At 46.0% G+C, this 23,312-nt stretch carries 23 protein-coding genes and 1 riboswitch; of the genes, 21 read left to right on the top strand and 2 right to left on the bottom strand.

Annotation, left to right across the window (positions count from 1 at the left end; all coding sequences use genetic code 11):
* Nucleotides 1–21 precede the first annotated feature (21 nt).
* From ACR1R9_RS27205 to rsmI, 4 genes are all read left to right on the top strand, one after another.
* Nucleotides 22–822, top strand: a complete 801-nt coding sequence (locus ACR1R9_RS27205) for a PSP1 domain-containing protein (RefSeq protein ID WP_024633696.1) — start codon at nucleotides 22–24, stop codon at nucleotides 820–822.
* Nucleotides 823–850: 28 nt separating this feature from the next.
* Nucleotides 851–1,219 carry a DNA replication initiation control protein YabA gene (gene yabA / locus ACR1R9_RS27200; protein ID WP_024633697.1) on the top strand — a complete coding sequence of 123 codons (369 nt, stop codon included), beginning with the start codon at nucleotides 851–853 and terminating at the stop codon, nucleotides 1,217–1,219.
* Nucleotides 1,220–1,304: 85 nt separating this feature from the next.
* Nucleotides 1,305–2,084, top strand: coding sequence for a tRNA1(Val) (adenine(37)-N6)-methyltransferase (locus tag ACR1R9_RS27195; protein WP_076292110.1), 780 nt, complete (start codon nucleotides 1,305–1,307; stop codon nucleotides 2,082–2,084).
* The gene (gene rsmI / locus ACR1R9_RS27190; protein ID WP_175382526.1) at nucleotides 2,085–2,966 is read left to right on the top strand and encodes a 16S rRNA (cytidine(1402)-2'-O)-methyltransferase; all 882 of its coding nucleotides are present in this window, start codon (nucleotides 2,085–2,087) and stop codon (nucleotides 2,964–2,966) included.
* 277 nt (nucleotides 2,967–3,243) lie between these two features.
* On the opposite strand, the gene ACR1R9_RS27185 is transcribed toward rsmI, so the two are convergent.
* Nucleotides 3,244–3,498 carry an AbrB/MazE/SpoVT family DNA-binding domain-containing protein gene (locus tag ACR1R9_RS27185; RefSeq protein WP_024633700.1) on the bottom strand — a complete coding sequence of 85 codons (255 nt, stop codon included), beginning with the start codon at nucleotides 3,496–3,498 and terminating at the stop codon, nucleotides 3,244–3,246.
* A gap of 318 nt (nucleotides 3,499–3,816) precedes the next feature.
* Between ACR1R9_RS27185 and ACR1R9_RS27180 the strand changes: the two genes are divergently transcribed.
* The 13 genes from ACR1R9_RS27180 to ACR1R9_RS27120 all read left to right on the top strand — a co-directional run bounded on the left by ACR1R9_RS27180 (nucleotide 3,817) and on the right by ACR1R9_RS27120 (nucleotide 16,788).
* Nucleotides 3,817–5,097: an HD domain-containing protein gene (locus ACR1R9_RS27180; protein ID WP_433922277.1), complete on the top strand. Its 1,281-nt coding sequence runs from the start codon at nucleotides 3,817–3,819 to the stop codon at nucleotides 5,095–5,097.
* A gap of 330 nt (nucleotides 5,098–5,427) precedes the next feature.
* On the top strand, nucleotides 5,428–6,198 hold the full coding sequence (locus ACR1R9_RS27175; RefSeq protein WP_433922278.1) for a TatD family hydrolase: 771 nt from the start codon (nucleotides 5,428–5,430) through the stop codon (nucleotides 6,196–6,198).
* Nucleotides 6,199–6,439: 241 nt separating this feature from the next.
* A riboswitch (cyclic di-AMP (ydaO/yuaA leader) is annotated at nucleotides 6,440–6,693 on the top strand.
* 274 nt (nucleotides 6,694–6,967) lie between these two features.
* The gene (locus tag ACR1R9_RS27170; RefSeq protein ID WP_076292113.1) at nucleotides 6,968–8,152 is read left to right on the top strand and encodes a 3D domain-containing protein; all 1,185 of its coding nucleotides are present in this window, start codon (nucleotides 6,968–6,970) and stop codon (nucleotides 8,150–8,152) included.
* Between the two features lie 155 nt (nucleotides 8,153–8,307).
* Nucleotides 8,308–8,853, top strand: coding sequence for a ribonuclease M5 (gene rnmV, locus ACR1R9_RS27165; protein WP_433922279.1), 546 nt, complete (start codon nucleotides 8,308–8,310; stop codon nucleotides 8,851–8,853).
* 4 nt (nucleotides 8,854–8,857) lie between these two features.
* On the top strand, nucleotides 8,858–9,760 hold the full coding sequence (gene rsmA, locus ACR1R9_RS27160; protein WP_076292114.1) for a 16S rRNA (adenine(1518)-N(6)/adenine(1519)-N(6))-dimethyltransferase RsmA: 903 nt from the start codon (nucleotides 8,858–8,860) through the stop codon (nucleotides 9,758–9,760).
* A gap of 59 nt (nucleotides 9,761–9,819) precedes the next feature.
* A complete protein-coding gene (yabG, locus tag ACR1R9_RS27155; RefSeq protein ID WP_099859195.1) occupies nucleotides 9,820–10,716 on the top strand; it encodes a sporulation peptidase YabG in 897 nt (298 codons plus the stop codon).
* A gap of 153 nt (nucleotides 10,717–10,869) precedes the next feature.
* Entirely contained in the window at nucleotides 10,870–11,145 is a 276-nt protein-coding gene (gene veg / locus ACR1R9_RS27150) for a biofilm formation stimulator Veg (protein WP_053778931.1), read from the top strand.
* A gap of 223 nt (nucleotides 11,146–11,368) precedes the next feature.
* Nucleotides 11,369–11,545, top strand: coding sequence for a small, acid-soluble spore protein, alpha/beta type (locus ACR1R9_RS27145; protein WP_053778930.1), 177 nt, complete (start codon nucleotides 11,369–11,371; stop codon nucleotides 11,543–11,545).
* Nucleotides 11,546–11,694: 149 nt separating this feature from the next.
* The gene (ispE, locus tag ACR1R9_RS27140) at nucleotides 11,695–12,549 is read left to right on the top strand and encodes a 4-(cytidine 5'-diphospho)-2-C-methyl-D-erythritol kinase (RefSeq protein ID WP_076292144.1); all 855 of its coding nucleotides are present in this window, start codon (nucleotides 11,695–11,697) and stop codon (nucleotides 12,547–12,549) included.
* A gap of 98 nt (nucleotides 12,550–12,647) precedes the next feature.
* The gene (gene purR, locus ACR1R9_RS27135; RefSeq protein ID WP_053778929.1) at nucleotides 12,648–13,475 is read left to right on the top strand and encodes a pur operon repressor; all 828 of its coding nucleotides are present in this window, start codon (nucleotides 12,648–12,650) and stop codon (nucleotides 13,473–13,475) included.
* A gap of 188 nt (nucleotides 13,476–13,663) precedes the next feature.
* The gene (gene spoVG, locus ACR1R9_RS27130; RefSeq protein WP_017691372.1) at nucleotides 13,664–13,948 is read left to right on the top strand and encodes a septation regulator SpoVG; all 285 of its coding nucleotides are present in this window, start codon (nucleotides 13,664–13,666) and stop codon (nucleotides 13,946–13,948) included.
* Nucleotides 13,949–14,341: 393 nt separating this feature from the next.
* Complete coding sequence (glmU, locus tag ACR1R9_RS27125; RefSeq protein WP_205525115.1) at nucleotides 14,342–15,733, top strand: bifunctional UDP-N-acetylglucosamine diphosphorylase/glucosamine-1-phosphate N-acetyltransferase GlmU; 1,392 nt, start codon at nucleotides 14,342–14,344, stop codon at nucleotides 15,731–15,733.
* A gap of 101 nt (nucleotides 15,734–15,834) precedes the next feature.
* Entirely contained in the window at nucleotides 15,835–16,788 is a 954-nt protein-coding gene (locus ACR1R9_RS27120) for a ribose-phosphate diphosphokinase (protein ID WP_017691370.1), read from the top strand.
* A 108-nt stretch (nucleotides 16,789–16,896) separates the two neighbouring features.
* On the opposite strand, the gene ACR1R9_RS27115 is transcribed toward ACR1R9_RS27120, so the two are convergent.
* The gene (locus tag ACR1R9_RS27115) at nucleotides 16,897–17,097 is read right to left on the bottom strand and encodes a hypothetical protein (protein ID WP_024633712.1); all 201 of its coding nucleotides are present in this window, start codon (nucleotides 17,095–17,097) and stop codon (nucleotides 16,897–16,899) included.
* A 368-nt stretch (nucleotides 17,098–17,465) separates the two neighbouring features.
* On the opposite strand from ACR1R9_RS27115, the gene pth reads away from it, so the two are divergent.
* From pth to ACR1R9_RS27095, 4 genes are all read left to right on the top strand, one after another.
* A complete protein-coding gene (gene pth, locus ACR1R9_RS27110) occupies nucleotides 17,466–18,026 on the top strand; it encodes an aminoacyl-tRNA hydrolase (protein WP_063567548.1) in 561 nt (186 codons plus the stop codon).
* Nucleotides 18,027–18,124: 98 nt separating this feature from the next.
* The gene (locus ACR1R9_RS27105; RefSeq protein ID WP_024633714.1) at nucleotides 18,125–18,355 is read left to right on the top strand and encodes an anti-sigma-F factor Fin family protein; all 231 of its coding nucleotides are present in this window, start codon (nucleotides 18,125–18,127) and stop codon (nucleotides 18,353–18,355) included.
* 279 nt (nucleotides 18,356–18,634) lie between these two features.
* The gene (mfd, locus tag ACR1R9_RS27100) at nucleotides 18,635–22,162 is read left to right on the top strand and encodes a transcription-repair coupling factor (protein WP_076292118.1); all 3,528 of its coding nucleotides are present in this window, start codon (nucleotides 18,635–18,637) and stop codon (nucleotides 22,160–22,162) included.
* Nucleotides 22,146–23,294, top strand: coding sequence for a peptidylprolyl isomerase (locus ACR1R9_RS27095; protein ID WP_076292119.1), 1,149 nt, complete (start codon nucleotides 22,146–22,148; stop codon nucleotides 23,292–23,294). The genes mfd and ACR1R9_RS27095 overlap by 17 nt, the downstream gene beginning before the upstream one ends.
* Nucleotides 23,295–23,312 lie beyond the last annotated feature (18 nt).

The raw sequence follows: 23,312 nt of genomic DNA, 5'->3' as shown, positions 1-23,312 counted from the left end.
GCTTACGAGGGGGTTAATTTTTTGTACAGTGTAGTGGGTGTCCGTTTCAAAAAAGCGGGCAAAATTTATTACTTCGATCCCCTGGACCTTCCCATTGAAAAAGAAAACTGCGTTATCGTGGAGACAGCGCGGGGGGTAGAGTACGGTAAGGTTGTCGTTGGCAAGAAAGAAGTAGGCGAGTCTGATGTGGTGTTGCCGCTCAAAAAGGTCATCCGGGTGGCGGGCGAGACAGATGCCCGTGTCGTAGATGAGAACAAGCGCGCAGCAAAAGAAGCATTCGGTACTTGTTTAAATAAAATCAAAGACCACGGCCTCAAAATGAAGTTGGTCGATGTGGAATTTACGTTTGATCGCAATAAAATTATTTTTTATTTTACAGCTGAAGGAAGAGTAGATTTCCGGGAGCTGGTCAAGGATCTGGCAAGCATTTTCCGGACACGGATCGAACTGAGACAGATTGGTGTACGTGATGAAGCAAAGATGCTTGGAGGAATCGGACCTTGCGGCCGAGTATTATGTTGTTCTTCCTGGCTGGGAGACTTTGAGCCGGTATCAATCAAGATGGCTAAAGATCAGAGCCTGTCACTGAATCCGACGAAAATTTCCGGGTTGTGCGGAAGACTCATGTGTTGTCTGAAATTTGAGCATGATAACTATGAAAGTGTGAGAGAAGAATTGCCGGCTGTAGGCAAGTTGGTCGTCACCTCATTGGGTGAAGGAAAAGTTGTCGGCATTAATGCCGGTAATCGCACAGTCCATGTTCAACTGTTCGACATCAGTAAAGTCAAAGAACTTCCGCTGGATGACGTCGTTATCAAGTAAACCATAAAGGTTGCTTCGGGGTGGAAACTTGGAAAAGAAAAATCTGTTTACGCACATTCATGAAATGGAAACCCAATTGGGTCAGTTGCACAGTGATTTAGGAGAGTTAAAAATGATTGTTAAAGAGCTGCTTGAAGATAATCAGCGGCTTACCATCGAGAATGAGCAGTTACGCAAACTGCTGAAGCGTGAGGCCCCGGCAGATTTGCCCATCGCATCTGCACTCGCTCCGGTAGCAAGGCCTGCGGGTCCTGCTACTGGTGAAGATGTTGTAGGTGAAGGGTATGATAATCTTGCTCGGTTGTATCACGAAGGATTCCACATCTGCAATGTCTATTATGGACATTTGCGCACGGAAGGCGATTGTCTGTTCTGCCTGTCTTTTTTGAATAAATGAAGTGGCCGTAGGGATCCCCTACGGTTTTTTTTCAAGGTTAAGAACCTTGTCTGAGATATAGAGTACCGGAGGATGAGTGTATCATATGACAGAAATATCAGTAAAACTGCAAGATTCGGAGCGAATCGACGATTTGCTCTCTCATGATTTGAAGATTATTCAAAGTGATGAAGTGTTTAGTTTTTCAATGGATGCCGTATTGTTGGCCCGATTTGCTTCAGTACCGAAACGTGGTCGTGTGCTTGATTTGTGTACAGGCAATGGGGTTGTTCCCATTCTGTTGACCACACGGACTCAGGCGAGTCTGGAAGGCATTGAAATTCAGCCGCGATTGGCAGATATGGCACGCCGTAGCATTCAACTGAATGCATTGGAAGAATCCATTACGATCCATGAAGGTGATTTACGTGAACTCGTGAAAGAAACGGGCCATGCTGTATACGATGCTATAACGGTTAACCCTCCGTATATGCCCTTGAATGGAAGTGACCTCAAGATGAACACTCATCAGGCCATGGCACGTCATGAAATCGGATGTACGCTGGAGGAAGTCATTCAGGCCTGCAATCGACTGGTGCGCAATGGCGGTAAAGTATCCATGGTTCATCGTCCGCAGCGTTTAGGTGAGATCATCTCTCTGATGCGTGAGTATAAACTTGAACCGAAGCGAATTCGGATGGTACATCCCCGTGCTCATTTGGAAGCCAATATGGTGTTGATTGAAGCACTCAAGGATGGGAAACCGGAGGTACGCATGCTTCCACCACTGATTGTCTACAATGAAGAGGGGAAATACTGCGAAGAAATTATGGACATATATTACGGTGCACAGCATGCACAACGTACAACGGAAGGAGGGTTATAGATGACATTGCATATTCAGAAGAGCTACGCAGAGCGGTCAGATGATGCCGGTAAACTATATTTAGTAGGAACACCAATCGGTAATCTGGACGATATGACATTTCGAGCAATTAAAACATTGCAGAGCTGTGACATCATTGCAGCGGAAGACACACGTCAGACCCGAAAGCTGCTTACCCATTTTGAGATTACACCATCGATGTTGTTCAGTTACCATGAGCATAATAAGGGAGCCAGTGGGCCTGAACTAATACGCTATATAATAGAAGGAAAAAATTTGGCACTCGTCAGTGATGCCGGTCTGCCGGCCATTTCGGACCCTGGTTCCGATCTTGTAAAACTTGCGCTTGAAGCTGGAATTACGGTCATTCCCATCCCTGGAGCCAATGCCGCGTTATCAGCTCTGATCGTATCCGGTTTACCGACGGAGCGTTTCACATTCGGCGGTTTTTTGCCGCGGGAGAAAAAAGACATGCGAAAAGTGATGGAAGCTTTTAATGAGTCCAACGGTACGTTGTTATTTTATGAGTCCCCTCACCGTATTCGCAAAACGTTAGCCTATCTCGAAGAGATTTTGGGTGATCGCTCGATCGTACTGGCACGTGAGCTGACGAAACGTCATGAGGAGTTCGCAAGAGGCAGTATCCAAGAATGCATAGAATGGCTTGAGGAACATCCGCCCCTTGGAGAATATTGTTTGCTTGTAGAAGGTATCAGGGAAGAGGAGCGTAAGGCGGAGCGGGAAGCCTGGTGGCAGCTGCTGTCTTTGGAGGATCATGTGAGCCATTATGAGAATGAAGGACTTAGTCGAAAAGATGCGATGAAGAAAACGGCAACAGATCGGGGTTTGACGAAACGAGATGTATATAACGCGTTAATCTAATAACGAATCAATAAATAGAGAACATACACTTAAAGGAACCTTAGGTCCAACCTTAATGGAATATGAAAACGAGTAGAGCGGAGAAAAAATATATTACGAACGTCACCGCTCTTCTTTTTGGAGTTGTATAGACTCGTAGCTCTATTTTTGGGGTAATGAAAACCAATAATAAAGCAAAAAAATACCTTCCAGCGGTGGGTTCACACCGGGAAGGCGATCAAGGAATATAAAAAGGTTAGAAATAACAATTTAATAAGACTATTATAGCGGATATTTCTTATTTTGTCACAGGTGCAGGGATTTCGGAAATACATTCGTTACAAACAATTTTACCTTTGAAATAAGTAACGTTCTCTGCATTGCCACAGAAGATACAAGCTGGTTCGTATTTTTTCAACATGATGCGCTCGCCGTCAACATAGATCTCAAGAGCATCTTTTTCACCAATACCGAGCGTACGGCGCAATTCGATTGGAATAACTACCCGTCCCAGTTCATCCACTTTTCTTACAATACCTGTTGATTTCATCATTATAATCAGTGCTCCTCTCAGCTAACGATCATTGTCATTATTCGACATTATTTTATGTTTTATGATACTCATCATACCAACGATTCCCAAAACAGTCAACCTTAAAATTAGCTTAAAATAAAGGCTGTTTTTGATAAGATTACGAGTGGTAAGGGATTGGAAGCCATTTTTCGTATTTAAACATCAATGTCAGCTTTGTCGATTTGGAAAACGGCAAAACTACCTTATTCGACAAGATTCGTCAAAGCGTGTCGAATCCTTGGTGGTATTATACTGAAAAGCGACAAATACAAACGATACTTAAAGGAGTGAATAGACATGGAACAGCGTTTAACGGAAGAAAAGGTGTTTAAAGATCCGGTACATAATTATATCCATGTGCAAGATCCGATTATATGGCAGTTAATCAACACGCCCGAGTTTCAACGTTTACGCCGAATCCGTCAGTTGGGAACATCGTTTCTTACTTTCCATGGTGCAGAGCACAGCCGCTTCTCACATTCCTTGGGCGTTTACGAAATTACGCGTAAGATTATTTCCCAATTCGAAAGAAGTCACTATTCAGATTGGCCAAAGGAGGAAAAGACGGTAGCCCTTTGCGCAGCATTGCTCCATGATCTTGGACATGGGCCATTCTCTCACTCTATAGAAGAAGCTTTCAATATGAATCATGAGGATTGGACTTGTCGGATCATTACAGGTGATACCGAAGTAGGGGCGATCTTAAGACGGTATGCTCCTGATTTTCCCGAGAAGGTGGCTTCTGTTATTCAAAAAACGTATGAGCAACCTATTGTTGTTAATTTGGTTACCAGCCCGCTCGATGCGGACCGCATGGATTACTTGCTTCGGGATGCCTACTTTACAGGTGTAAATTATGGGACGATTGACCTTGACCGTATCCTGCGTATGCTTCGTCCATATCACGGACGAATTGTGGTCAAGGAGTCTGGCATGCACGCCGTGGAGGATTACTTGATGTCCAGGTACCAGATGTACTGGCAAATTTACTTTCATCCGGTTACCCGGAGTTCAGAAATTATATTGCGGCAAATATTTAAGCGGGCAAAAAGTCTCATACAGCAAGGTTTTCAATTCCGCTTCATGATTGATCCACTGCCCCAGCTATTTGATGGAGATCTATCAGTGGATGAATATTTGCAACTGGACGAAGCTTTGATTCAGACGGCATTTATGCAGTGGCGCAAAGAGGACGATACTGTTCTAAGTGAGTTATGCGAACGATTTATAGATCGCAAATTATATAAGTATGTAGAGATTGAACAGATCGACGTAAACATGATTGAAGAGATTCGGGAAGCCTTCACTGTAGCCGGTCTCAATCCCGAGTATGATCTAGAAATTGATTTTCCAACGGATAATCCGTATGATGTGTTTCGTCCGGATGAATCCACGGACAAGCAGATTTTGCTGCTTGATCGGCAAGACAAGTTACATGAGTTGTCAGAGGTGTCCGACATTGTCCGTTCAATCAGTGGTCTTCATCGCGGAAAACATCATTTGTATTATCCGCAGAATAAGGTGGATGCGATTGTTCATGAATTACCGTCCCATATTCGCCCCTATTTCTCACATTAAATGATGTGCAATGCTGTTCAAGAATCATGATGCAAAAAAGCTTTCGAAAAGAGCTATTTTTCATGATACAGTAATCTGCTTTAATGGAGAGTACATGTAGATCGACATAATTTTGTAATCTGAGCAATTAGAATACAACCCGAGTTGCTAAAAATAAGCACATATAGATATGAAGGAACTTGTTCGTTCTACATGTTGTGTTCAATAAACTAATGGAATGAAATATAAAAAAACATGATCCAATTTAGTAATATTTATGTTCTGGTTAAGATGTACAGGATACATTAAAAAGAGATAGTCGTTTATTCGACATGAAGGGAGAAATACAGCATGATGTTGTTCGACACACACACACACCTGGATGCACCACAATTCGACGAGGACCGCGAGGAAATGATTCAGCGTGCCGTGGATGCAGGCGTTGGTCGCATGATTAACGTGGGCTTTAATCGGGAGACCATTCCGTCCACGATGAAGCTGGCTGAAACCTATGATTTTATCTATGCTGCGGTAGGTTGGCACCCAGTGGATGCAATCATGATGCAGGAGGGTGATCTGGAATGGATTGCATCTTTATGCAAGCATGAAAAAGTGGTAGCCATTGGTGAAATTGGTCTAGATTATTACTGGGACACTTCACCGAAAGAGGTTCAACATCGCGTATTACGACAACAGATTGGTCTTGCCCGTGAGTTAAATATGCCAATTGTCATTCACAACCGGGATGCGCATGAGGATATTGTAAAGATTCTGCGTGAAGAGAAGGCCGGGGAAGTAGGCGGTGTTATGCATTCCTTCTCTGGCAGCTGGGAAACAGCGAAGATGTGCCTGGATTTGGGCTTTCATCTTTCCTTCGGAGGGCCAATCACGTTCAAAAATGCGAAGCAGCCCAAAGAGGTTCTTGAGAAGGTTCCTATGGACCGATTTTTCATCGAAACGGACGCCCCTTATTTGACACCGCACCCTTATCGTGGAAAACGAAATGAGACAGCGCATGTACGTCTGGTTGCAGAAGCAGCTGCGGAAATTAAAGGCATTTCGGTAGAGGAAATTGCAGCAATAACGACCAAAAATGCCATGGAACGATTTGGGATTCGTTAAAATATCGAGCAAAACAGGTGAAAAAGTGAGTTAGGCGGAGTTAATTTGCTTTTTGATCCAAATAAATCAAGAATATTACAATATTTTAACCAAATATTTAGAAAAACGTACTTGAACAACGCTTTACAACATGCATAGAAACAGGATATCATCTTTTCAGTGAATTGTTGTGCGGAAAATTGGACAGATGTTCGGGGGATGAACAAAGGGACACTTTCCGATGAAACAACATTACTTTCATGAATCAGTCTCGCTGAGTCTCCGTTAACGGAGAGCGGGGGAACCAATAGGGCTTAAACATCGGTGTTTGCAGCCGATGCGCAACATGCGCTGACCCAAAAGCAGCGTATGAATCTGCGAAGCCGTATTTGATTTCTTCTTTGGGTCTCGGGGTGAATTCAAGGGCGTCCGCCATGAGCGGATGACCGGAGATAGGGCGGCTCTCTTTCGCCCGAACCCGACAGCTAACCTCGCAAGCGGAAAAAGAGAGGCAACCTCGTGCATGAATTTCCGATATTCAGAATCATTCGGAAGCCACGAAAGAGTTCCTCTTAAACTCTTTCTTTGGCTTTTTTTGTTTTTGAATAAAAGAAATACTGTCATCATACGGTAAGTATTCAGGAAGATGACATCATGTTGCGAAGATTGATTCATGGTGCAGAACCGGATTATGTTGGTCCGATCTGTGTTCTGTAGAAAATTTGGTATAGTCGCGTCAAAGACATCATGCATTACTTTAGACGGCGAGGCTATGAAGGAGGACGGAGAAGTGGGCACATTCCAACCAGAAGAGACCCATGAGTCACGATCATCCAGTAAGTCTTTCGCGTTGCGGTGGAAGCATGAGAACATGCGTCAAATGGCATTGATCGCGATTTTCTCAATTGCGCTTACAATCATGATCTTGTTAGTCGTTTACGGTCAGGCCGGGAAACAAATTTCACTGGTTATTGATGGCAAGGCTCAAGCGGTAGAGACTCGTACAGGAATGCTTCAGGAAATGCTGGAGGAGCAGTCAATCACAGTCAGCCCTCACGATCAGGTATCCATGCCCTTGAATGGGGCGATTACAGATGGAGACCGCATCGTTATTGAGCGGGCCGTTCCAGTTAAGATTACGGCAGACGGAGACACCAAGACTCTGTATACAACCGATTCATCGGTAAAAGATGCGATTAAAAAATCAGGTATTCAGATTGCAAGTGAAGACAAAGTGTATCCGGCGCTTGGAACCACTATCGAAGCGGATATGAAAATTCGTGTAGTGCGGGTAACAAAGCGTACGGTGGAAGTGGAACAGCCGATTGCTTATAAAGTGATCAAAACGGCTGACCCTAGCTTGTACAAAGGCGACAATCGTGTCATTGTGAGCGGTAAAGAAGGCACGCTTGTACAGCATATTGAAAAGGTGTTCCAGGATGGAGAATTGGTCTCCAAAAAAATGGTGGGTAAATCGGTTGCAACGAATCGCGTTGATAAAGTGATCGCCGTTGGTACCAAAGCCAAACCTGTTGTGAAAGAGCCAGTGATTCAGACGGTATCAGCGCAGACTTCCACGACAAAAACAGCAACAACCACGAACTCGAAGAAAACCGCTGCCTCGGGCAGCAAAGTAATTACCGTCTCAGGAAGTTCTTTTAAATATTCTAAAGTGTTAAAAAATGTATCCATGACGGCTTACTCTTCTGAAGAGCCCGGTATCGGCACAAAAACAGCATCAGGTACTCGGGTAACCGAGGGACGTACCATTGCAGTTGATCCCAAAGTCATTCCAATTGGCTGGTGGGTGTATATCGAGGGCCTTGGCTTCCGTCGTGCGGAAGACACAGGTGGTGCCATTAAAGGCAACAAAATTGATGTGTATTATGATAGTGTGAAGCATGCCCTGAACTTCGGACGGAAGAAAGGCAAGACGGTATATGTGATTGGTCCGGTGAAGCCGGAAGCGAACTAAAATCGTTTTACTTTGAAATGGGAATGCTATAAAATATAAGCATGAATGATTCATGCGGAATATGCGGCGGAGGGGTCTGAATTCAGTCTCCCCCGCCGTTTGGCAGAGAAGAGGATATTCCTCTTCTTTTTGCGTTAGAAAGGAAGAAATGGAACATGATAAAAGAAGTGATCGTGGTAGAAGGTCGTGATGACACCGTAGCCATTCGACGTGCGGTTCAGGCAGATACGATCGAGACTGGTGGATCTGCCATCAACCAGCGCATTCTAAAGCGTATTGCACTTGCTCAAGAGAGACGTGGTGTCATTGTACTGACAGATCCGGATCATGCTGGTGAACGTATTCGTAAAATCATCGCCAATAAGGTACCTGGTTGCAAGCATGCTTTCATTCCGGAGGCAGATGCTACGCGCAAGGGCGATATCGGAGTGGAGAACGCCTCACCGGAGGCGATTCGTCATGCACTGGCTCGTATACACACGTCATATGAAGGCGCCCCAAGTCTGATCGATTGGGAGGATCTGATTGCGGCGGGACTGATTGTGCACCCACAGGCTGCTGCACGTCGTATGGAGATGGGCAATCTTCTGGGTATAGGTTATTGCAACGGCAAGCAGTTCCACAAGCGGTTGAGTGTATTCCAGATTACCCGGGAAGAATTCTCCGAAGCATTATCGCAAATTGAACGTGAAGGATTGTGAGCGTATGAAAGGCATGGAAGAAACCGTAGAGATTGCAACACCCAAACGAACCAAAGAAATTATTCAAAGACACGGATTTTCATTCAAGAAGAGCCTGGGTCAGAACTTTCTGATCGATCAAAATATATTAAACAAAATTGTAAATGCAGCTGATCTGGACGAGTCTAAGGGCGCACTTGAGATCGGACCAGGTATTGGCGCACTCACAGAACGTCTGGCTCGTGTAGCTGGTCCTGTAACGGCTGTAGAGATTGATCAGAGATTGATTCCGATTCTGGGTGAAGTGATGCAGCCTTATCCGAACGTTCGTGTGCATCACGGGGATGTGCTGAAGCTGGATCTAGCCGAGTTGTTCCGCACCGATTTTGGAACGGTAGATAAAGTGAGTGTTGTGGCCAATCTGCCTTACTATGTAACGACACCAATCATGATGAAGCTGCTCGAAGAGAAGCTGCCTGTAGACAGCATTGTAGTCATGATCCAGAAGGAAGTGGCTGAACGTATGGCTGCTGCACCGGGATCAAAGGACTATGGCAGTCTGAGCATTGCGGTTCAGTACTACAGTATGCCGGAATTGGTCTGTATTGTTCCGCCCACGGTTTTCATTCCGCAACCTAATGTGGAATCGGCAGTAATCAAGTTAAAGGTGCGTGAGCAACCACCGGTTGAAGTTCCCGACGAAGCACATTTCTTCGAAGTGGTACAGGCTTCCTTCGCGCAGCGTAGAAAAACAATCTCAAATAATTTGAAAGCTCGTTTCTTCACAAAGGAGAACAGAGAACAGGCTGATCAGCTGTTGGAGCAGGCCGGTATTCAACCTTCAAGACGGGGAGAAACATTGAGCCTGCAGGAGTATGCAACACTCTGTACCGTAATGTGGGAAGCTGGAGTACGCGCAGCTCTGTAAAATTCGGATGAACCAATCCGGGTTTCTGCCCATACGATGGGGTAGAGGTGATTATGTTGATGAATATCGGAGACTTGGTCGTTCGAAAGTCATACGGTGGAGATGTGACTTTTCGGGTGCAAGGCCTCCAGTCGGACGGTGCCATCATTAAAGGGACCGAGTTCCGGCTGTTAGCCGATTCCCCTGTGGACGATTTGATACAGGTTCCTTATGAACCGCAGAGTGCGAAGACGAGGCAGGCTCACGTGAAGGCACATCAGACGCTCTCACGCCTGCAGCAGAATCGAATGGAACAGGCTGAGCGCAATCGTGAAGGAATAGTTCAGGAATGGTCTGTGCAACAAGAACCGGCTTATTTCGAGATGCCTGGCAAAGTGCTGCACTTGGATGGTGACCCCAATTATCTAAAAAAAAGCATGAACCTTTATGAGCAGCTTCGTGTTCCCGCAGAGGGCCAATATGTACATGAGTCTGCCATGGCTGACACGTTATATCGTCTGCTGCCGAAAGTGCGTCCGGATATTGTTGTGATTACTGGCCATGACGGCGTACTCAAGACTCGTCAGCCCTACGACTTATATAGTCTGGGCAGCTACAAGAATTCGCAGAACTTCGTGTCCGCTATTCAAGTGGCTAGGCAGTATGAACGTCATCTCGATGCGCTCACGATTGTAGCTGGCGCGTGTCAGTCCCACTTTGAGGCCTTGCTGCGGGCTGGAGCGAACTTTGCCAGTTCACCAGGCCGAATTCTCATTCATGCTCTGGATCCAGTCTATGTGGCAGCCAAGGCAGCCTTCACGTCGGTGCGGGAAACCGTGAACATGAATGACATTTTGCATAACACGATTAGTGGTAGCCAGGGTGTGGGCGGCGTAGAGACAAGGGGAAGTTATCGCGTAGGTCTGCCCGGATTGAATGATTTATCCACGTTAAAAGTGAATCCATCAGCCGTCTGAAGATGGCGGAAAAAAGTCCCATTTAGGGGCTTTTTTTGTTTGCAAAAAAATTCATTGACAACAACTTTTTGATACTGATATAATAATTAGTTTTGATTTGACAATGACTGTAAAATCCGGTATAATGGACAAGAAAAGAGGTGGTCGTCGACAATGGCTAAAAATACGCTATTGGATATCAAACGCAATCTCGATGCACATATCGGTCAGAAAATTATGCTGCGGGCTAATGGTGGCCGCCGTAAGACCATTGAGCGTACGGGTGTATTGGAAGAAACGTACCCTTCTGTTTTTATTGTCAAGCTTGATGAGGAGCAAGAAACTTTCAAGCGAGTATCCTACAGTTATGCTGATATACTTACGGAATCGGTGGAAGTCATGGTATTTGATCCAGGCAGCCAGACGCATAGCTCCTACATGGAGACGTAAGTATCGATTTACGGCGATTCTGCCCCCTTGGGCAGGTCGCTTTTTTTATTTTTGCAATAAGCCCGCTCGATTCATCGGAGAGGCATAGTTGATCAGGAATGAGTCTGGAGAAGAAGCGGCATACTATTTGGACAGGTTCAAGGCATTTTTCTTGGCCTGAGGGCAAATAGTCCCGGATACGAATGGACTTATTATGAATGAACTATTTCGAGGAGGATGACCCATGAGCCGGAGAAGAAGAAGTGTAATGTCGGATGAACTCAAGAATGAACTGGCAAAAGACCTAGGGTTCTATGATACCGTCCAGCAGGAAGGTTGGGGCGGGATCAAAGCGAAGGATGCGGGCAATATGGTGAAACGGGCCATTCAACTTGCGGAAGAAGCGGCACGCAAATCGTAATCCGGTTCAATCGGTTTGGAGAGCGGGGCAATCCGGCAGGAATGACCTCGCTTTTTCCCCATGGATGCGGAATAGAAATGACTTGACAGCCCCATTTTGATATAATATGTTAAGTTGTCTTAGGGAAAAGGTGAGGACGGGTGAACGCCTTGAAAATTTACGAAAAAGCGCCTGCTAAAATCAATTTGATGCTAGACGTTCTACATAAAAGAAGAGATGGATTTCACGAAGTTGAGATGATTATGACGATGGTGGATCTTGCCGATCGACTGGAAATGTCTGAGCTTCCTCGTGACACGATCTTTATCTCCAGTCAGGCGGGATATATCCCCCTGGATGAGAAGAACCTGGCATTTCAGGCAGCCAGGCTTATCAAAGAGCGTTATGATGTGAAAACTGGAGTTCATATTCATCTAGACAAAAAAATACCGGTGGCCGCCGGACTTGCTGGTGGCAGCAGTGATGCAGCAGCAACGCTGCGTGGACTGAATCGCCTCTGGCGTCTTAACATTCCGGATCAAGAGCTTCAGGAGCTCGGAGCCGAACTGGGGTCTGATGTGCCTTTCTGCATTACAGGTGGAACAGCACTCGCTACAGGCCGTGGTGAGAAGCTGACACCGATGCCGAATCCCCCGCAATGTTGGGTGATCTTGGCTAAGCCGCCGATTAATGTGTCCACAGCCGACGTCTATGGACGTTTCCGCAGCGACAAGATTGTTCGTCATCCAAGTGCTGCCAAAATGGAGCAGGCCATTCGCAATCAATCCTTTGCCGAAGTGTGCGGGCAGATGGGGAATGTGCTTGAGGACGTAACGTTGAAGCTGTATCCGGAAGTTCAGCATCTGAAAGATGCCATGATTCGGCTTGGAGCAGACGGAGTATTAATGTCAGGCAGTGGTCCAACCGTGTTTGGGCTTGTCTCCAAAGAGTCCAAGGTTGCCCGAGTCTACAATGGACTGCGAGGCTTCTGTAAAGAAGTGTATGCCGTACGTATGCTAACTTAATATTCGCTTTTATAATGTACAAACACGTATAAAGGTGGTATATTTTTAAATAATTATTCGGATTTGGATGTTTTCCGTGATCGTGAGGATGGATCTCTGTGAAGAAATTAAAACGAAGCGCAAGGCTGGTTGAAATGACGCAGTACTTATTGTCTAGACCGCATACGGTTATTCCGTTGACCACATTTGCCGAACGCTATGGAGCTGCGAAGTCGTCAATCAGTGAAGATTTGGCGATTATCAAGGAAGTGTTCGAAGAAGGTGGTTCGGGAGAACTGCATACACTGGCTGGAGCAGCCGGGGGAGTGAAGTGGATTCCAAAGGTGTCCAGAGAACTGGCACTGGCTTTTGCAGAACGACTTTCTACCCAGCTCGCGCAGCCGGATCGGATACTCCCTGGTGAATATCTGTACATGTCCGACCTGCTTGGACAGCCCGCATTGATGAATGAAGCCGGCAAGATTTTTGCAACGGCCTTTGGCAACATGGATATTGATGTGGTGATGACGGTCGAGACTAAAGGGATTCCGCTAGCTTATGCTACCGGAGCCCAGCTCAATCTGCCTGTAGTGCTCGTGCGCAGGGACCATCAGGCTACGGAAGGATCGGCCGTAAGTATCAATTATGTATCCGGGTCCCATAAAAGCCTACATACCATGTCCCTATCTCGCAGGGCAATGCGTGAGCACTCCAGAGTGCTCATTGTAGATGATTTTATGAAAGCCGGGGGAACCGTCCAAGGGATGATCGACCTATTGGCCGAGTTTAATGCCACGGTAGCCGGGGTAGGCGTATTAGTAGAATCTGGATCGGTTGATTCAGAAGAACGACTGCTGACGGACTACATATCTCTGGCGAAGCTGACGGCGGTTGATGCGAAGAGCAGACACATTTCCGTCAAGCCTGGCAACTATTTTGACCTGTAGAATCATGACGAATTACATGTCGGGAAAGGTTCTTTTCCATCGACCTGGCACTAACATTGTCGAATTGTGTATTAAATAAAAAAATTCCTGAAATTAGGACATTTTTGTGGTTATAAAAAGAAGGAGTTCGCATGTGCTGTGTGGAATTATACACCAAGTTCTGATGGAAAAAGGTGGTGAACACACACATGCAAATTACGGATGTCAGACTCCGCCGTGTTAACTCTGAGGGGAGAATGAAGGCTATCGCATCCATTACCATCGATAACGAATTCGTCGTTCATGACATTCGCGTCATCGATGGCAATAACGGAATGTTTGTTGCTATGCCGAGCAAGCGGACTCCTGACGGAGAATTCCGTGATATCGCCCACCCGATCTCTTCCGGTACTCGCGAGAAGATTCAAGCAGCTGTTTTGACTGAGTATGATCGCGCAGCAACTGAGGAAGAAGTCATTGAAGAAGGTGCCTGAGAACATTATTGGGGTTCGAAGGAAAAGAGAGCCATGTCTTATGGCTCTCTTTTCTTTTTGACCGGAATAAGATATATTCAGTATTGAGTTTATTCACAGAAGAGCATTTTCGCAGCTTAAATGTTGCAAAATGTTGAAAGAACAAAAAGCGCAGCGTGCGCTTGGTAACAGGGCGGCATCTTAGGAATCATGGGAATCGGTTAAGCTCGCAGGTACACGGCGTATACATATAGGTCACGATTTGTTGGTGTCCGCGTTGTTACGCGTGATTACAGAGACAGCAGGCGATGAACAAGACCGGCGCAGGGCCGGCTGAACGTTACTCATCGGATATATACAGGTAAGGTCAAACGATGGGTTTTTCAGAACAGGAGGTCGTAAATTTTGAAAAGAATGGCAATCGTTCTTGCGGCAGGGCAAGGAAAACGGATGAAATCGAAATTGTACAAGGTACTGCATCCCGTATGCGGTAAACCGATGGTGGGTCACGTGCTGGATGCAGCTCTTCGCGCAGGCGTTGAACGCAGCGTCGTTGTGGTCGGTCATGGTGCCGAAGCGGTGCAGTCATTTTTGGGTTCCAGAGCAGAGTACGTGCTTCAGGCTGAACAATTGGGAACAGGACATGCGGTGAAGCAGGTTAAATCTCTGCTCGGCAGTGAAGCAGGGTCAACCATTGTTGTCTGTGGAGACACACCACTTGTGACCAGCGAGACGCTGGAAGGACTAATGAAGCTTCATGAGAGCCGTGGAGCAGCAGCAACGGTTCTCACAGCTGAACTGGACAATCCTAAAGGGTACGGCCGCGTTATTCGCGGAGAAGATGGTTCTGTACAACGTATTGTGGAACAGAAAGATTGCACGGAGCAGGAAGATGCTGTGAACGAAATCAACACAGGCACGTACTGCTTCGATAATGCCAAGTTGTTTGCTGCGTTGGAGAAAGTGACGAACCAGAATGCTCAGGGAGAGTATTATCTCACTGACGTGGTTGGCATATTCCGTAATGATGGAGAAGTGGTAGAAGCTTACATGTCAGATGACATCGCGGAATCCATCGGAGTTAATGATCGACTTGCCCTTTCACAAGCAGAAGCGTTCATGCGTGAACGTTTGGCGGTAAAACATATGTTGAACGGTGTTACGATCATCGATCCGGCATCGACATATATCGGGGCGGATGTTACCATTGGATCAGATACAGTATTGTATCCGGGTACCATACTCAAAGGTACAACTACCATTGGCGAAGCATGCCATATTGGTCCTCAGGCAGATGTGGAAGACAGTATCATTCAGGATGGGGTTACAATCAAGCATTCTGTATTGTCACAAGCCGAGGTTGGATCAGAAGCAACTGTAGGTCCATTTGCTTATTTGCGTCCAGGCACCAAACTGGGCCGCAAAGTAAAAATTGGTGACTTTGTTGAAGTGAAAAATGCTACAATTGATGAAGGCTCCAAAGTATCTCATCTCAGTTATATTGGGGATGCTAAAGTAGGGAAAAACGTAAATGTTGGATGTGGGGCAATAACGGTGAATTATGATGGATATAATAAAGCTGTAACGACGATTGAAGATGATGCGTTCGTAGGCAGCAATGTCAATCTGATTGCACCTGTCACGGTAGGAAAAGGCGCATATGTTGTTGCGGGCTCTACCGTTACCCATTCTGTTCCCGAAAACGATCTTGCGATTGCCCGCCCACGCCAGGAGAACAAACCTGGATATGCGGAGAAAATTCGTGGTCGTGCCAAAGCTAAGAAACAAAATGCAAAACCCGAATAAGGGGTATTGATATTAAGAATTGCCTCCCGAACATCGGGGGGTGCCGACATGTCGCAGACGCTTATAGATTCCAATGAACCAGCACGGAGGGTTTTTATTTTATGACTTATTTTGATTCGAAATTAAAAATATTTACTTGCAATTCTAACCCCAAGCTTGCCCATCAAATTGCTGATTATATCGGAATTCCTATGGGTGAATCTCACACAACCAGCTTCAGTGATGGTGAGATCCAAGTGAAACTCTCTGAGAGTGTTCGGGGCTGCCACGTTTATATTGTGCAGTCTACTTGCTTGCCGGTTAATGACAACCTGATGGAAATGCTCGTTATGATTGATGCACTTAAACGGGCATCTGCCAAGACGATTAACGTCGTTATTCCGTACTATGGCTATGCTAGACAGGACCGTAAGGCCCGTTCGCGTGACCCGATTACAGCCAAACTGGTTGCCAATCTGATCGAAAAAGCGGGTGCAACCCGTGTAATTGCGATGGACTTGCATGCAATGCAGATTCAAGGATTCTTCGATATTCCGGTCGATCATCTACTCGGCGTGCCGATTTTGGCTCAATATTTCCGCTCGAAACAGATCGAAAATCCGGTTGTTGTATCGCCTGACCACGGCGGCGTAGTGCGCGCTCGGAAACTGGCGGACTTCCTGAATGCACCTCTCGCAATTATCGACAAACGTCGTCCAGAGCCGAACGTCAGCGAAGTGATGAACATTATCGGTAACATCGAAGGTAAAACAGCAATTCTGATCGATGACATCATTGATACAGCGGGAACGATTGTACTGGGAGCGAATGCTCTGATGGAAGGTGGCGTGAAGGAAGTATACGCTTGCTGTACTCATCCAGTATTGTCCGGACCTGCGATGGAACGCTTGGAGAATGCACCACTGAAGGAAGTCATCGTAACGGATACCATTCCGATTACGCATGCTAACCCGACAAGCAAACTTAAAGTGTTGTCTGTAGCACCTTTGCTCGGAGAAGCCATTATCCGGGTTCATGAGGAATTGTCAATCAGCAAGCTGTTTGAAATTGAATAAGGATGTCTGCATAAAGTAGTAGAGGGGTTACGTTTTCCGGATCAATGGAAAATGTAACCCCTGTCGGCGTGCCGTTATATTGGAAGTGAAACAGTGCCTGCCGAATTTCTAGTATCCGGGGCGGGAGATAAAACGGAACCGGCGCCGATGAAAAAGAGTGTCGGCAATTTCGACAAATTGATTATCGAAACGAGTGATTAGTCCGATCTCAATATGGGTGTCGCGGTCATATACCTGTACAGGTACGTGATATTCCAGATGATAGATAAAATCGCTATGTTGAGTCAGTTGTCCGTTGTCTTCGCGCAAAACCCGCTCACCTTCCTGGGTTGATGAAATAATAAATGTAAACACTATATAAGATCAACTAAACATTTACACGATAACGGAGAGGACAGAAAAAACTTGAAAGAAGCGAAGCGTGCGCCTGAAAGCTTTCTGCAAGAAAGCTACATCGGAAGCATAAGCTATCCCCGGATTTTCACCTTTTCATAAAGAAATCAAAAAAATCTGGGGATAACAGCGATCGGAAAGTTGTTCTGTCATCGGAGTGCCAGTGTAAATACTCTTTAGTTCAAATTATATAACCAATTCGAATCTCACTTTGTTGATATTATATGAAATATAACATTCGAAGTCTATGCTTCACCTTAGGCTGATCCGAAGGAGGGAACAAGATGAAGTGGATTGTCGGCCTCGGAAATCCAGGCCCGAACTACGCTAAAACCCGTCATAATATCGGTTTTATGGCACTTGATCGACTTGCAGAGCGGCATAATATCTCCATAACGCAGAGCAAATGCAAGGCGCTGATTGGAGAAGGTGTAATTGGTGGCGTCAAAACGGTGCTGATTAAACCAATGACGTTTATGAACCTGTCCGGTGAGTCGGTAAGGGCTTATATGGATTTTTATAAAGTTAGTCTGGAAGACCTGATTGTCGTCTATGACGACATGGACACGGAAACAGGCAAAGTCAGATTGCGTTACCAGGGCAGTGCAGGTGGTCACAATGGAATCAAATCCATTATCCAGCATACCGGTACACAGCAGTTTAACCGGGTGCGGATGGGAATATCCCGACCAGAACCGGGACATGCCATTGTAGACTACGTACTGTCCAAGTTTATGAAGAACGAAAAGGAAGCCCTCGATCAAACGATCGAACAGACCTGTGATGCATTGGAGTATAGTCTGGATCATACGTTTGAGCAGACAATGGCCAAGTTCAACGGGTGAACCGCTGCAACTGACACTGGAAAAATGATCAAGATTCGGGTTCGATTCAGTCTTAATGGGCATACTGGACGTATAAACCATGTTCAGGAGGCATAAACATGTCAGTGAATTATGTGTGTAGGCATTGCCGTACTTTTATTGGACGAATCGATTCTGCCCGGATAACGGAAGCGCAATTGGGCTTTCATTTCTTGACCCCCGACGAGCGGAGGGATATAATAGCGTATAATTCCGGTGGCGATATAACCGTTCGGATTACATGTGATTATTGCAAAGAAGCTCTGGAATTCAATCCTGAGCTGAGCCTGCTTGCGAGTCCGCTTCAGTAATTAACTCGCCCGCAGCTAGAACTTATGACAGATGATGGTGGCTGAGGAATACCGCTCCACCTTTATAGCCTTGGCAGCCTGCTGAGGCTTCTTTTCAGTTGGGATGAAACCAGACTATATGTGAAATTACCCTTCAGCTACATCAAACGGATGTGGCAAAGAAGCGACTTATCCTTTATGATGAAACAGGACAAAAAGGAATTTGTATCCAATTTCTAATGTGGTGAACCTGCGCGTAGGCGTGAGATACTCAAGTAAGTTATAAGAGAGGTGCCCCTTTTGTTACAAGCACTTATACAGGCTTTTTCCAAAGATCCGGACTTCGGATCCATTACGGCCGGGATTACATCCGGTATGAAGGAGCAATTGGTTTCGGGCTTATCCGGTTCGGCACGTCAGATTATGCTGGCTGCCTTACATCAGGAAATGAACAGACCCCTGCTCGTTGTGACACACAATATGTTTTCCGCTCAAAAAATCGCAGAAGATTTACAGGAAGCGCTTTCACCGGATCAGGTGCTGCTCTATCCTGCCAACGAACTTGTTGCCGCTGAAGCTGCTGTTTCCAGTCCGGAAACATTGGGTCAGCGTATTGACGTGTTGGTCCGTTGCGCCCAGGGATTCAGGGGCGTTGTTGTTATCCCGTTTTCCGGGGTACGGCGCTATGTTCCACTTCCAGAAGTGATGGCTAATGCTCAGATTACAATTAAACAAGGTAATACACTGGAGCTGGATTCATTCCTGCTGGAGATGGTGAAGCTCGGATATGAACGTGTAGAGCGTGTAGAATCACGTGGCGAGATGAGCGTGCGTGGTGGAATTATTGACTTCTACCCAGTCACATCGTCCATTGCGTATCGTGTGGAATTATTCGATGATGAGATCGATTCCATTCGTACATTTGATCCTGCAGACCAGCGTTCCATTGAACGAATTGATGAAGTGACGGTTCTGCCGTGCAAAGAGTTAATTGCAGATCGTGAACGTATGGAGAAGGCTGCCGATGCAGCCGTTATTTTGCTTGACCAACAGTTGGAGAAAATGACGGATCGGCAGGCTAAGCTGCGTCTGCGAGAAGAAATTCATCGCGAGATCGAACTTCTACGGGAGCATGTGTATTTCTCCGAAATGTATAAATATATTTCACCGCTCTATCCGGAAAACAAGACGATCTACGACTACATGCCAGAAGATACGTTACTTGTACTCGACGAGCCAGCAAGGCTCGCTGAGACGTCGAAACAGCTTGACCGGGATGAGTCGGAGTGGAATCTTCATTTGATGCAAAACGGGAAGACTCTTCCGGACCTGCATCTGTCGGCAGATGGGGATGATCTGATCTATGAACGTCCATTCCAGACGCTGTTTATGTCCATCTTTTTGCGTCAGGTTCCTCATACCCAACCGCAGAATATCCTTAACTTTATCAGCCGTGGAATGCAGGACTTCCATGGTCAGATGAATGTGCTCAAAGCAGAAATGGAGCGCTGGCAGAAAGCCGGAGTTCAAGTACTCATGCTGGCTAACGGTGAGGAAAGACTTGATCGGATGCGCCGGGTACTCATGGACTATGATATCCCTGAGCCGGAGATGCTTATTGGCAACTTGCAAACCGGATTTGAAATGCCTTCTATTCATCTGGCTGTCGTTACCGAAGGTGAGATGTTCTCACAGAAGCAGCGCAAAGTGCGCAAACCGATTCGCAATGTGGACAACGCTGAACGCATTAAATCCTATAGTGAGCTGAAAGTGGGCGATTATGTCGTTCACCAGAATCACGGGATTGGTAAGTATCTCGGGATCGGCACACTTGAGGTTGGCGGTATTCACAAGGATTACATGCATATTCTATATGCAGGTGGAGACAAACTGTCTGTACCGATTGAGCAGATTGATCTGATTCAGAAATATGTCGGTTCGGAAGAGAAAGAGCCGAAAATATATAAGCTGGGCGGTAATGAGTGGACACGGGTTAAGAACAAAGTCCGCACATCTGTACAGGATATTGCTGATGATCTAATCAAGCTTTATGCGGAACGCCAGACGTCAAAAGGCTTCGGCTTCGACAAAGACTCTGCGGAACAGCAGGAGTTCGAGGACATGTTCCCTTATGATGAGACACGTGATCAGGTGCGTGCAATTGAAGAAATCAAGAAGGATATGGAACAAAATCGTCCGATGGACCGTTTATTGTGTGGGGATGTCGGTTACGGCAAAACCGAGGTTGCGATCCGTGCTGCATTTAAGGCTGCCATTGAGGGGAAACAAGTTGCTGTATTGGTACCTACAACCATTTTGGCACAGCAGCATTATGAAACGTTCCGTGAGCGTTTCTCGGGTTATCCATTCAACATTCATGTACTTAGTCGATTCCGTTCACGTAAAGAACAGAATGAGACGGCCAAAGGCATCAAGGCAGGCACCGTCGATATCGTCATTGGTACTCATCGGTTATTGTCACAGGATCTAGTCTTCAAGGATCTTGGCCTGTTAATTGTAGATGAAGAGCAGCGCTTTGGTGTAACTCACAAGGAAAAACTGAAAAAGCTGAAAACAAACGTGGACGTGCTGACACTGACAGCGACGCCGATTCCGCGTACCCTTCACATGTCCATGCTGGGCGTTCGGGATCTGTCGGTTATCGAGACACCGCCGGAAAACCGTTTTCCGGTACAGACATATGTCGTTGAACACAGTCAGGCGCTTGTTCGTGAAGCGATTGAACGTGAGTTAGCTCGTGGTGGTCAGGTCTACTACTTGTATAACCGTGTGCAGGGAATTCAGGAGATGGCTGCCGAAATTTCCGAATTGGTCCCTGAAGCCAAGGTGGGTGTGGGGCATGGCCAGATGTCGGAAACGGAGCTGGAGAAAACTATTCTGGACTTCCTGGATGGTGAATATGACGTGCTCGTCAGCACAAGCATCATTGAGACCGGGGTGGATATTCCTAACGTAAATACGCTGATCGTGCATGACGCGGACAAAATGGGTCTCTCACAGCTTTACCAGCTGCGTGGACGGGTGGGACGTTCCAATCGGATTGCGTATGCCTATTTCACGTACCAACGGGACAAAGTGCTGACCGAAGTTGCTGAGAAACGTCTGCAATCGATCAAGGAATTCACCGAACTGGGTTCGGGATTCAAGATCGCGATGCGTGATTTGTCGATCCGCGGCGCGGGTAATCTGCTCGGAGCTGAACAGCACGGCTTTATTGCGTCTGTCGGATTCGATCTGTATTCTCAGATGCTGGCAGAGGAAATTAACAAACGCAAAGTTACGATGCTTGGCGAAGAGCCGGTGCCATCCGATCAGTGGAACACAACGCTGGATCTCAGTATCGATGCGTACTTGCCGTCGGATTATATTTATGACAGTATTCAGAAGATTGAAATTTATAAAAAAGTGGCGGTTATTGCCTCCTTCGACGATGCAATGGAACTGGAAGACGAATTGGTTGACCGATTCGGAGATCTGCCGGAAGCCGTGATCAATCTGCTGGCGGTGGCTAGAATGAAAGTCTATGGCAAGATCTACGGTATTGAATCCATCTCCCAACGCGGAGATGATCTTACAGTGAAGTTCTATGAAGGCCGAGAACATGCATTTGAGCTCTCAAAAATCGCACACATTGGAAATCAGTTCGAAAGACGTGTACAATTTGAACAAGGACCCCATATGCTTATTCATGTCAAGGGCAAAGGGCTTGGGGACAAGCAACTGATGGAGCTGGTAGAGAAATTTCTGGAGTCCATGAAAAGTGCTTTTAAATCAAAGGGGGAACTAAAGGATGTTAGCAAAGTATAAAAAAGTAGGGAAAGTACTGTCTGTGAGTATGGTAGCAGTACTGTCCCTATCACTGCTTGCTGCTTGTGGCAAGAAGGAAGAAGCGACAACGGAACCAAAGGATACAAGTGCAGTAGTCGCTACGTATGATGGCGGTACAATTACAGCCAATGAATTCGACATGGAGCAACGGGTCATGAAATTCCTCTATCCGGAATATGCACAAATGATGGATATGGATGATTTCAAGGAGTACCTGGTAAAACAGGAAGTTGCATATGAATATTTGAGTGGAAAAGCAAGTGATGCAGCCAAAACCGAAGGTGAAAAAACAGCGACAGAGCAATTCGACAAAATGAAAGCTTCTGTTCAAGCTGACCAATGGACTGAGATGCTGAAAGCTCAGAATCTGACAGACCAGAACATTAAGGATTACATGACTCGCATTATGACGGTAATTAAGGACAAAGAAACTGGCGTTACTGAAGATGCGATTAAAGCTGAATTTGAGAAAAATAAAGATCAGTTCACAACGGCGTCTGTTCGTCATGTACTGATTAACTTTACTGATCCAAAAACGCAAAAAGAGCGTAAAAAGGAAGATGCTCTGAAACTTGCAAAAGAAGTGAAAGCCAAATTGGACGGCGGAGCAGACTTTGCTGAAATTGCGAAGAAATACTCTGAAGACACAGGTTCTGCAGAAAAAGGCGGATTGTATGAAGATACACCTGTAGCTAGCTGGGTAGATGCGTTCAAGGAAGCAGCAAAAACGCTGCCATTGAACAAAATCAGTGATCCTGTAGAGACTGAATATGGTTATCACATCATGAAAGTAGAAAAACGTACAGAAGCGGACTACGCGAAATTGACTGCTGAACAAAAAGAAACACTCAAAAGCCAATTGGCCGCTGCTGAGATCGATACATTCATGACCAGCGAACTGGACAAAATCGTAAAAGAAGTAAAACTGCCGAAAACAGACAAGGCTGAAGAAGGTACGACTGAAGGTACTACCGAAGGCACAACCGGTACAGGAACTGGTACTGAGGGTGAAAAAACCGATGCGGGTACCGATACCAAAACGGATCAAGGAACAACTGGAACCGACAAGGATACAAAAACAGATGAAAGTACAGATACAAGCGGTAAGTAAGATAGCGAATGCGTACAT

Origin of the sequence: Paenibacillus taichungensis (assembly GCF_050994985.1) — a bacterium.
GTDB lineage: Bacteria > Bacillota > Bacilli > Paenibacillales > Paenibacillaceae > Paenibacillus > Paenibacillus taichungensis.
The sequence above is the reverse complement of the archived record's forward strand: the minus strand, read 5'-3'. Positions and strand labels throughout refer to the sequence as shown.

Excerpts from the sequence above, each read along its gene's own strand:
- glmU (WP_205525115.1), top strand. The coding sequence starts at position 14,342 with ATGGCAATCGTTCTTGCGGCAGGGCAAGGAAAACGGATGAAATCGAAA.
- ACR1R9_RS27120 (WP_017691370.1), top strand. The coding sequence starts at position 15,835 with ATGACTTATTTTGATTCGAAATTAAAAATATTTACTTGCAATTCTAAC.
- veg (WP_053778931.1), top strand. The coding sequence starts at position 10,870 with ATGGCTAAAAATACGCTATTGGATATCAAACGCAATCTCGATGCACAT.
- ACR1R9_RS27185 (WP_024633700.1), bottom strand. The coding sequence starts at position 3,498 with ATGATGAAATCAACAGGTATTGTAAGAAAAGTGGATGAACTGGGACGG.
- ACR1R9_RS27195 (WP_076292110.1), top strand. The coding sequence starts at position 1,305 with ATGACAGAAATATCAGTAAAACTGCAAGATTCGGAGCGAATCGACGAT.
- ACR1R9_RS27095 (WP_076292119.1), top strand. The coding sequence starts at position 22,146 with ATGTTAGCAAAGTATAAAAAAGTAGGGAAAGTACTGTCTGTGAGTATG.
- yabG (WP_099859195.1), top strand. The coding sequence starts at position 9,820 with ATGAATATCGGAGACTTGGTCGTTCGAAAGTCATACGGTGGAGATGTG.
- rsmA (WP_076292114.1), top strand. The coding sequence starts at position 8,858 with ATGAAAGGCATGGAAGAAACCGTAGAGATTGCAACACCCAAACGAACC.
- spoVG (WP_017691372.1), top strand. The coding sequence starts at position 13,664 with ATGCAAATTACGGATGTCAGACTCCGCCGTGTTAACTCTGAGGGGAGA.
- rsmI (WP_175382526.1), top strand. The coding sequence starts at position 2,085 with ATGACATTGCATATTCAGAAGAGCTACGCAGAGCGGTCAGATGATGCC.
- ACR1R9_RS27175 (WP_433922278.1), top strand. The coding sequence starts at position 5,428 with ATGATGTTGTTCGACACACACACACACCTGGATGCACCACAATTCGAC.
- ACR1R9_RS27180 (WP_433922277.1), top strand. The coding sequence starts at position 3,817 with ATGGAACAGCGTTTAACGGAAGAAAAGGTGTTTAAAGATCCGGTACAT.
- rnmV (WP_433922279.1), top strand. The coding sequence starts at position 8,308 with ATGATAAAAGAAGTGATCGTGGTAGAAGGTCGTGATGACACCGTAGCC.
- ACR1R9_RS27145 (WP_053778930.1), top strand. The coding sequence starts at position 11,369 with ATGAGCCGGAGAAGAAGAAGTGTAATGTCGGATGAACTCAAGAATGAA.
- pth (WP_063567548.1), top strand. The coding sequence starts at position 17,466 with ATGAAGTGGATTGTCGGCCTCGGAAATCCAGGCCCGAACTACGCTAAA.
- ACR1R9_RS27105 (WP_024633714.1), top strand. The coding sequence starts at position 18,125 with ATGTCAGTGAATTATGTGTGTAGGCATTGCCGTACTTTTATTGGACGA.